1 protein-coding gene and 1 pseudogene are annotated in these 11744 nt (G+C 46.2%); one reads left to right on the forward strand and one right to left on the reverse strand.

The window, feature by feature from the left end; all coding sequences use genetic code 11:
• Positions 1–115: 115 nt before the first annotated feature.
• A complete protein-coding gene (locus tag VTH8203_RS12180; RefSeq protein ID WP_158296131.1) occupies positions 116–10966 on the reverse strand; it encodes a hypothetical protein in 10851 nt (3616 codons plus the stop codon).
• 663 nt (positions 10967–11629) lie between these two features.
• On the opposite strand from VTH8203_RS12180, the pseudogene VTH8203_RS25045 reads away from it, so the two are divergent.
• Positions 11630–11744: pseudogene (locus tag VTH8203_RS25045) on the forward strand (integrase); the annotation flags it as partial.

Here is an 11744-nt window from a genome sequence, read left to right on the forward strand (position 1 = left end):
GATTATTGGTGCTTATTCGTTTCTGCCGCGGAGCGGCTTCGTTCAACAAACTGTTGGACAATTGGGAAACAGCTGAGTGTCACGCTTTTTTTGTCAATAGGAGCTTGGTGAACACTTACCACTTAACTACGTTCTCAGACCTTCTGGTGCGGATCAATAGCCATATTAACAACAGATTAAATAAAGCCAATGCACCACCGCCTGCTACAGTTTCAAAATTCTTTCGTTCAGGTTCAGTAAGCGTTGATATTGGCAATGAGAGATCTAACTGTACAGGAACAATTGTGACTGATTCGCCATTGTTAATTGTTAATTGCACTTCGATTAAATCGATCCAAACTGGCATAGTTATTGTGATGTCTTGCTTAACACTGGTGACTACTCCGCCAGAATTGATATTACCATTATTCACAGACAAACTCTGGCAATCGACAGCGGTAATATAATCACATAAATTAAATTGTAATACCTTTTTATCCGTTTGTGGATCGAAGACGGCTTGAGCATCAACAGTAAAACCTGGGATATCGAGTGGGGTTGGTGCAAAAACCATATAGCCTGGGTCGTCAATATGTCCATTACGTTCACCATCTCCGTCATGTATCCCCCCATCTTTGATCGTTATCTCAAGACAATACCCTCCTAGTATTATCGTTTCTTGATATTCATCGGAACCAGGAGGTGGGCAAAAACCCAATTCCCCTTGAGCATAACGTAAATTACTACCCTCTTCACTTTCATCAAAAGTAAACCATCCTGCTCGCTCCGTATATTTACGATAAAAACTACCAGGTACTAATGGTCTTAACATAGGTAAAACAATAGAGATAGAATCATTAAATACTTCGGTAATGGTAAAATTGGTCACGTGACTGTCGGTGTACGTGTCCTCGAATTCTATATCTGGGGGTAAAAGAGCCGCATCTTCAGCGCTAATAATATTGCGTTGTTCATTGCTAATATATGGACTGTATGTTCCTACTTTTTCTGATAAATTTCCGAGCTGGATACAACTTCCTGGGCTCGATTGCAACACATACCCACCACCGAGTGCCTTTTCATTATCAATAGCTTGCAATTCACAAGAGTTGACTGCGTCTAAAAAGTCAGGGATTAGATCGTTATCAGTATCAAGAAACCCTTCATACATATCAGCAATACCATCATTATCACTATCTTGATTAGACGTAAGCACCATGGTGTCCATCACCCTTAACGATACTCGTCCTTTAAGTTCGGGCAAATCTGTATCTAACACTCTTCCTTGATAGTCGAAGTAGTAACGACCCGACTCACCGCTAATATCCACTGGTAATTTAGCAGTATCTAGCGTGGTACCTAACCATTGCTTATCTCCCTCAAAGATTACATACCAGTCTATCTCGATGCTTACCGACTCGTTAGGCTTAAATATGTCGACAGTTAGATACAAGTCATCAACTAACTCGGGATACACTAAAGAACGTACTTTCTCATTGGCGTCGATGATTTTTGCATCAATAGTAGGCATTGGCTCAGATTCCAATAGGGTAAAAGTTAAAGAATCATGAGATCCAGCATTTACATCTTCACTAAACACCACTGTTAAACTTTCGCTTCCCTCATTGCCATCTGAACCGTATACATCAAAGTTGATCACCCCTTTTACACCGGACTCAATAGTAATCGTCTGCATGGCTTGCAAAGAATGATCGTTAAAATCACTACTGCTTAGCTCGCTTGCAATCTCAATCGGAATTGAGACAGGATAGACAGGAGAGGCCCCCATTAAATGCACCGTAATTTGCGCCTTATTATTTTCGTAAATAGCTGTACGCTGCTCAAAGTTAACTTGCGGAAATACTCGGAATAGCTGCCCTACAGTCTGGGTAGCCTGTGTATTAGGGTCTGTAGCTTCCCAATAAACTACGTGATTACCCGAACGTAAACGGGGTATATTATCTCGCAGTGAAACAGGGAGTGGGTTACCCAATACATCTTTAGCTGTTGGAGGTAGGCTTGCGATTGGGGTGAAAAGGCTCGTTGCAGAAATATCACGCGGTTTGACGTCATCAAAGCGAGGGGCGTTTGGATCTACATCATTAGAGATCAATAATAGATAGTCTGCCATCGTTTCCCCGCTGTCATTAACCCAAGTATATTCTATATACATTTGTTGTGGCATAGAGTCTGATGCTTGATATAACAATGTATTATCAACAATAGAAACTCGCCCAACTAATGCATTAGAACTGGTTAATGTACCACCATTACTTAATGTTAACGGTACAAATTTCACCATTTGATTACTGTCAATGTTATAGATATCGTCGCCACTAATGTCTATTTGAGTAATAGCTTTGTCATCCAAACTATCGGGTTCTCCATCACCATCAATATCTGGGCTAATCTCAATATTTTCAGGGAACGCATCCAATGTATTTACGACTCCATCACCGTCAATATCGTCATCCCATTCATTCAAAATACCATCACCATCGAGGTCATGAGCGAGAGCAAAAGTATGGGTTTTGCTATTCAATGTTCTCACTATATTCAGATTTTGGATACTCACTTGATGGGCAATCACTCTCACATTATTTGTATCGGGATAAGCGGCCTCCATATCAATAAGGCTAGTAAATGTTTGATTAGGTGCTAAATCACTGACGAATAAATAGCTTATTTGATAGATACCATCTTCTGGTGCCGTATTCTCAAGATTATTATTCGCAATAACACTAACGACTGAGTCACTGGTAACTGGCTGAGCAGGTTCAATGTTAATTTGACTAAACCACTGTCTAATCTCCTCTGGTGTATTACCCAATGCAATCGCGTCACTGACGTCGGTACTGCGCACTTGCGTTTGGCCATTTTCCGTGTAACTCAGCACCAATAATAAGTAGCGTCCAGACTGCCCTTGTAAACTGGTGTTCGATAGCGGCAGTGTCAACGCCGTGCCCCACGTTTCGGGCGCAGTCACTTGTGCAGGATCATCGACCACATACCAGCTCGCATCCAGCGTCGCGTTGGTGTCAATCGCATTGTTACGCAGTAACTGCCCTTGGTACTGTGCCACTGAGTCTTCATACACGGGGGCGGTGCTGATGCTCGCCACCAGACTTAAGCTGTCACCGGTCGTGACGCTGGCCACTCGCGCAGCCGACAACACGCCAGTCTGCAGGTTTGAGCCGCTCTCACTGACACGCACCCCAATATAACGGTCTTGATCCGCGGCTTGCACCTGATAGTTAGCCCCAGTTTCTCCGGTGATGGCGCTGCTGGCCGGCCAGCTATCCACCTCGCCAACACGACCTTGTAGGCGGTACCACTGGTAGCTCAGCGTCGCATTCGCTGGCGACTCAAGCACCGTGACGCCCAAGATCTCATTTTGAGGGATCGGCGACAGACTTGGCACCATCTCAATACTCAGACGCTCAGGCGCAGAAACTTGAACCTCAACGGCGTTGGCAATCCGAGCGGTGAGCGCGGCGCTATTGACGATTGGTGTCGCGACAACTCGCACTTGTGTTGGGGCCATCAACATTGCCACCGTATGAGTGCTGCCGATCGCGCCAGGAATAGGTTGCCATTGCGGGGTCGCCATGGCATTAAATTGTTGCCATTGATAGTTAACGCTGTCGGGGATCTGTGAGTTCGATGCGGTGCTGCCACTCATACGCGCGGTTAAGGTATCTCCCACAACATAAGGCGTGGCGCCCCCTTCAATGCGCACAATATCTAAGTACAAGTCTTGGAAGGTGCCATCGGAGTTGGTGCCGGTGCTGCCGGCACCAACCCACTCGCTGCTGAGATCACTGTTGACTTCATCACCATTACTGAGCGTAACACGCAGTGCATGACGATAATTGTTATCATCAGACGTTAACACATAATCGGCGTAGCTAGACGTGGCCGAGCCGATGGCTGTTCCACCAGAATCAACACTGCCGCTCTCTGGTACACGATACCATTGATAGCTGGCGCTCAAATTCTCGGTGGTCAGTAAGTTGTTCAGCCAAACTTGTGAATCGTTGATCAGCGATAAGGTGTCGGTACTACTGTCTAAGCGCAAATAGAGCGTACGCAAGGTATAACCACTGGCATTATCGGTCACAATATTGGTTGGATCTGCGCATATGATGCCGCTTTGCATCAATGTCGTATCCGTTAACGTGATGCACAGTTGCAGTGCACTGCCCACATCACTGTTTTGCGCGCTGTAGCTGCTTAATTCAGCATCCGTAATATCATTCCAACTCCCCCCCAACGTACCTTGCTGCCATTGATAGGCCACATCAAGTCCACTGTTCGCTAAGGTGGTTACATCGGCGGTACTCAAGCTCACTTGCATACCGACACTGAGCTCAGTGGGTGTTAGCGTGCCCGTTAACGCATTGATGGTGTCGATGAGGCCGGTGCTGCTCGGCGCTGGCATCACCGCTGCGGTATCGAGTGTGATCTCGCTCAGTAACGCATTATTCGTATCGTAATACCCTATGGTCACACGCAGGGCCAACCCAATGTCATCGGTAACCGGGGGATACACCGCTTGTGTCGATAACGGTGTTAAGCTGCCATCACTGGCCACACGTGACCAGGCATGGCGACGGCTCGCATAACTGGTTGTGGCTTGGTGACTTCTGAGCTCAGACGTTATCGCATAATTGACAGAGACTTGAGGGGGACTGAGTGACTCATAGACAATGTCATAGTCCACTACGCCTGTGGCGCTTTCCACGACCGTACTGGTGTCACTGGTCATGCTCACCGCGTTGTTATTGCTATCGCTGAGCGTAATGAGTAAGCGATAAGAGTTATCCACATTCAGCGACGATAACGCTGAGAATGTGCTACCTTGAGCGCCCACCACATCGCTCCATATGCCTGCTGCGTTCACATCCTGAGATTGCCATTGATAGCTGACACTCAAGCCTTGATTCGCTCCTAAGCGCTCTGCGATCTCGCTTTCAACTGTCACGAGGTTGATGAGCGTAATGCTGTCGGTATCTAATAGGCGCGGTTGTGAGTATGACAATAACGGGGCGGTGATGTCCAATACGCCAGGGGTCATTGAGGTGCCATTACTAAAGGGCACGGTGATCGGCCCTAGCTGTTGGCTCAACGTACCTCCGATTTCATTTTGGGTGGCGCTGACCGTTAAGCGGGTAGTCGTGGGGTGATCGCTGAGCAGATCGGCAATGCTGTTGTAGCTTTGCGCCGGTGCCTGCTCACTGCGGTATTGATAGCTCACGGTGTAGCCGTTGTCCTCGTGTGACACCGTTTGTGACCCATCGGTTGGCTCAAGGGACGGCGAAGAGACTAAACTGGCTGGAGAGTCTGGCGTGATCAACACCCCTTGGTACCAACTGGCTAACGTATCACGATCGCTGGTTGGCAGCGCCGCTTCGATCGCGTCACTGACGTCAGTGCTGCGCACTTGCGTTTGGCCATTTTCCGTGTAACTCAGCACCAATAATAAGTAGCGTCCAGACTGCCCTTGTAAACTGGTGTTCGATAGCGGCGGTGTCAACGCCGTACCCCACGTTTCGGGCGCATTTACTTGTGCAGGATCATCGACCACATACCAGCTTGCATCCAGCGTCGCGTTAGTATCAATCACATTATTACGCAGTAACTGCCCTTGGTACTGTGCCACTGAGTCTTCATACACGGGGGCGGTGCTGATGCTCGCCACCAGACTCAAGGTGTCACCAGTCGTCGCGGTGGCCACACGCCCAGCCGACAACACGCCGGCCTGCAAATTTGAGCCGCTTTCACTGACACGCACCCCAATATAACCGTCTTGATCCGCGGCTTGCACCTGATAGTTAGCCCCCGTTGCTCCAGTGATGGCGCTGCTGGCCGGCCAACTATCTACCTCGCCAACACGGACTTGTAGGCGGTACCACTGGTAGCTCAGCGTCGCATTCACTGGCGATTCAAGCACCGTGACGCCCAAGATCTCATTTTGAGGGATCGGCGACAGACTTGGCACCATCTCAATACTCAGACGCTCAGGCGCAGAAACTTGAACCTCAACGGCGCTGGCAATGCGAGCGGTGAGCGCGGCGTTATTGACCATTGGTGTCGCGACGACTCGCACTTGTGTTGGGGCCATTAACATCGCCACCGTATAACTGCTGCCGGTCGCACCAGAAATAGGTTGCCATTGCGGGGTCGCCATGGCATTAAATTGTTGCCATTGATAGTTAACGCTATCGGGGAGCTGTGAGTTCGATGCGGTGCTGCCACTCATACGCGCGGTTAAGGTATCTCCCACAACATAAGGCGTGGCGCCCCCTTCAATGCGCACAACATCTAAGTACAAGTCTTGGAAAGTACCATCGGGGTTGGTGCTGGTGCTGCCGGCCCCGCCCCACTCGCTGCTGAGATCACTGTTGACTTCATCACCATTACTGAGCGTAACACGCAGTGCATGACGATAATTGTCATCATCGGCCGTTAACACATAATCGGCGTAGCTAGAGGTGGCCGAGCCGATGGCTGTTCCACCAGAATCAACACTGCCGCTCTCAGGTACACGATGCCATTGATAGCTGGCGCTCAAGTTCTCAGTGGTCAGTAAGTTATTCAGCCAAATTTGTGAATCGTTGATCAGCGATAAGGTGTCGGTACTACTGTCTAAGCGCAAATAGAGCGTACGCAAGGTATAACCACTGGCATTATCGGTCACGATATTGGTTGGATCGGTACACACGCTCTGGCTCTCGCTCCCCTCAGTAAGGGTTAAGCACAATGTCAGCGCGCTGCCCACATCACTGTTTTGCGTACTATAGCTGCTTAATTCAGCATCCGTAATATCATTCCAACTCCCCCCCAACGTACCTTGCTGCCATTGATAGGCCACATCAAGTCCACTGTTCGCTAAGGTGGTTACATCGGCGGTACTCAAGCTCACTGGCATACCGACACTGAGCTCAGTGGGTGTTAGCGTGCCCGTTAACGCATTGATGGTGTCGATGAGGGCGGTGCTGCTCGGTGCTGGCATCACCGCCGGAGTATCGAGTGTGATCTCGCTCAGTAACGCATTATTCGTATCGTAATACCCTATGGTCACACGCAGGGCCAAACCAATGTCATCGCTAACCGGGCGATACACCGCTTGTGTCGATAACGGTGTTAAGCTGCCTCCTTGATTGACTCTATACCAGTTATGACGTCGTGTACTATAACTGGCTTGCCCACTCGCCGTCGTCAATTCGCTATATACGCGATATTCGATATTTTTTGTCGGTGTCTCGAGTGCGTCAATGTTAATGTCATAATCAATATTACCTAAGGTACTTTGGACTTGTGAACTTACATTACTGTATGCGCTGTACGTCGTGCCAACTCCCATGCCTCCAAAGCCAGGCTCTGACATATTGACCTTCAGCCGATAATATTGACCTGCATTGAGACTTTGGCGCCGTGAATAGGTTGATTCAGCCATTCCCATTGCCATCCAATTCACGCCATTACTACTTTCCTCCCACTGATAACTAGCGGTTAAGTTGGCATTCAAGTTAATCAATGAAGTAATATCATTCTCTAACGCATTAGGATCGACTATTCCAATTTCATCTTGTTCACTTAGCGGCCTTTCATGGAGAAGAGCAATCTCACTTATTAAATTAACAGTTGCCGTCGCTCCAGAGGTCAAGAATACATTCGTGCCATTATCATCAACCGCCACTTGTAGCACGAGTTGAAAACCGATGTCATCAAAGGTCACAGTATAACTATTTTGATCTTGTCCTATAGCTGTGTATTGCCCATTTTGGTAACGATACCATTGATATACAACAGTATTGCCTGCAAAACGCGTTGGCGGTTCTACATTGACGGTCACCCCAGGCATCAACCTAAGCGAGGGTTGAATGACAGGTTGACTCAGATCGATATTACTGTCCAATGGCGTCAATATCGTAGACAATGTTTGATTTTCGATGTTCGTATTGCTTGGATCAGACATGATCGCTTCAACGCGAATGGTAAGACTACTGCTTGTACTATCAACAGCAAACGTACCATTGTTTCCACAAGCCTGTAGCACCGCATCAGTATCATTGTTGTAGTAACAATATTGGACTAACGGTGGGTTGATTTCACCACTTCCTATCACTAATGATGGTGAAATAGTCAACCCGTCATAGACATATTGACTATTAGTCTGCATTTGCCTAGGCCAAGGTCGATTTGGTCTTGTATCAGGCTGAAGTGCGCCTACTTGACCTAAGTTTCTCAGCTCTGTGATGGTTTCTCCAGACCCATTGGTGTAACTGCTTTGTACCATGAGATATTGACCAAATTGATCATTATTGACGGTCAAGCGGGTGCCGGTACTTAGCTGAGGGAAACGTGAACTGTATTCGCTATTTGTATCGTTTACTGAACTAACAGCCCACCAGATGTAATCAACTTGTGCCATGGGCTGTTCCACTCGGTTAATTTCAACACGTGTCGTAACCTCTAGCTCATCGCCGATTCGATATTGATTCAACGTCGGTGATATTTGTTGGAAAAACTCATAACTATTGAAAGTAAAGGTATGAGGGCTAGACCACCCCATACCATCTGACACTTCGTAAGTCATATTTTGGGGCATGGAATCGCTGCGATCAAAACTGTAAACCAGATCGGCAATGTCGCTGATTAATACCTCATCACCATTATTAACAATAGTGCCATTAAATGTTAATTGACCTTCACTCGGTACACTGGTTATTCGAACGCGGTAAAAATCATCGCCATCAAGGTCGCTATAACTAAAATCGCTGGCACTAAAGCTAAAAGGTGATTGACCATAAATCGATACGTCCGCTGAAGTCGGTGCTCGGTTCGGTTGGTTAAGATCGAAAGTTAGTTGCACAATATCATCATGTTCTAGATCGACTTGATCGAATGTGATGGTATTATTACCTGAATATCGACCGTCAACTTCTAACGACTGTGTTCCACGTTGGATCAGCAAATATGGATTGGCATAGGATACATTGGATAATTGTAAAGCTAAGCCAACCGTATTAAATACCAATGTTATCTGTTTAATTGGGGCTGGTGCGTTATTGGGGCTTTCAAACTCAACTTGCCATTTTCTTTCCACAAAGCTGTTGATCGTTGAGCCTGATGGAGTAGGTGGTAATGTTGCGCTCGGACTCGTCTGTATGTCTGAAAAATCTCCGTCATCGTGCCCAAACAACAAAAACTCCTTCTTGTTAATTAAATCATAGTCACTGTCAGCAGGTGAATAAGGGTTAAAGCCCAATTGTAAAAAGCTGGATGCTCCGACATCAACAAAAAAATCTTGATTACAATCAGTTGATGCTGATGCGTTGTAACCCAATACTTCCATATCGTTGGTATAACCTGTGCCAGTCTGACTTTGTGGAATCCGTCCTATCGCACGTGTGAGTTTTAAACCAATGTAACGACCAACGACAAATGCTTCACAACCCGAAAGCGCTTTTCTAAACAGTAACACCTCACTATGAGAGGCTGTCGGAGTTAAACTACCACCACGGTTTTTATTAATACCGTACTCACTAAAGAGAAGCGAATCAGCACTGATGTCTAAACTGTTTGTGTCAACCAACTCACCTTCTCGGTATAGGTTTTGTGTACACAACTGACGATTTGCCGGCATAGGGTTTGCGTTTGGAATTGGCATACACGAATTTCTTAACTCAAGCACTTGAGACACATTTTGTTGCCAATCCCCAAAATCCCCGCTGTAGTCAGCACCAGTACCGCCAACATTAGGCCCCCACGCACGCCAGCTGGTTGCATACTTACCTCCTCTCTGGTGTATTTGTAGCGACATATTTGGTTCATTTGGCCACGTGTTGCCTCCAGCTGCAACGGTCCTTGTTGCAATGGTTGAATACCAATCCTTGGCGACTTCTGTATATCCTAAGATTTGGATCAGCGTAAAATTATCGAACCATTCATCACTAGCATCTAGCTTGTGCACTAATGCATCAAATTCTGTGCTTTCAAAATCGAGTGAGGCAAAACCTTTAAACATCACTGATGATGCGTTATACACGGGTCGCCCAAAATCCTTCTTAGCAGTCGGTATGGCAAGGCCTCCTGGGCCAGTATAATTCATGTCGTAAACATGCCTATCCAGCCCAGACTTATCCATCCAACATGCTACCTCATCGCCATCGCTTGCTGGTGTGTTACATGCTGTATCAGTAAACAGTGTGCTAGAGTCATTCACATCAAGCCATAACTCTAAACTGCTTTTTAAAGCTAACTGATTGAGCATGATGTCTTCAAATACTTTGTAATTAGTTTCTGACAAGGGTAAACGAGCGACAGAAGTGTCAAAATACAGGACTTTGGTGATAGTCGTGTTATTATCGACAAACGCAATTTCCACTGCATTATAGCGAGCACCATTGCTACTATCGACGGTATAACTGTTTGTCGTATTTGCCAGATTAATCGGTGAGTTAACATTATTGTACGGCTCACCTAAGTCACTTGCTGAATTAGTACCGAACCATCGATATGTCACATTGCGGTTTACCGCAATACCATTTATCTGCAAGCTGGTTGAGGTAATCGTGATCGTTTCCCCATTTTCAATAATGGGGAATCTTATATCATGAGCGCTGAGGATGTTATATTGGAAAGCTGTTGCTGTTTGATATGCTGGCGTTTCCGTTGACTTTATTATGATGCTGCCTGATGTGAGTCTTGCAAATATGCGCTCACCTGCGTTCATATTATTGTCGTTGAGCTGTATTGTGGGACTATTACTGCTCAATAACTGCTCACTGTTTCCGTCCGTTTTATACCAATCGATTTGCCAGTGACCATATCTTAGTTCATCACCCGGGTTTAAACCGACTTCAGTGCCTGCCGCAAAGGGCTGGGTGTATGTCAAACTGACGTCTTGGGCATACGCTTTAAACGCCATACCAAGAACTAGGACCGCTAGCATTGCCGTTTTAAATAAAAATCTGAGCAAAATATTATCCCCATAATACGAATGGTTCAGCTAACTTCATTGTTATTTAATCGGAGCTAGCATTGTATTCTCCTCGCTATGCAAGTAAACATACTGAATAATAGCTTTATTAAACAACAAGTTACCTTAACGCTACATTTTACATTAAATGAATTTTGAGCCCACTATAATAATAACCATAGGCTATGTTTTTAAAATTAGTTAATAATTTAGTTAATATGACAAATTTCAGGCATACCTAACCCAGTAAGCTTGTTAGAGCTGGGATAAAACACTGCACGGCAATTTTAATTCTCTCAACAAACATGACTCCCATCATAATTATGGGCACAAACTGAGACGCAAAAATCTGTGGGTTGAGTGGAATATTTTGGGCACAAGTGGGCACAACCGTGCCCACTTGTGCCCACCAGCATAGTAGTCAACAGCTTGCCAATGAATAGAGCATGCCTATCTATTCACTTTGTATACTGACATAAAGGACTTGGCAGAGAGGATTCTGCTTGTTAAAAGTAGATAGAAACGCTAAACACCAGATACAAGAAAGCCAAGCTAAATGCTTGGCTTTCTTGTTGAACGAAGCCGCTGCGCGGCAGAGTAAAGCACATAAACGCCATACTTCTGATACCCCATCACCCGATGGGATAGACAGGAGTAAATACCATGACACCCAATGAACTCAATCGCTATCATTCTCTTTATGAACAACACCTTACCAATCTTAAGCTGCAAGGTAAACGACCTGCTACCATTGATGCCTATTCCCGTGCCGTTCGTC

The organism is Vibrio thalassae (assembly GCF_900089835.1).
Classification (GTDB): Bacteria; Pseudomonadota; Gammaproteobacteria; order Enterobacterales; family Vibrionaceae; genus Vibrio; species Vibrio thalassae.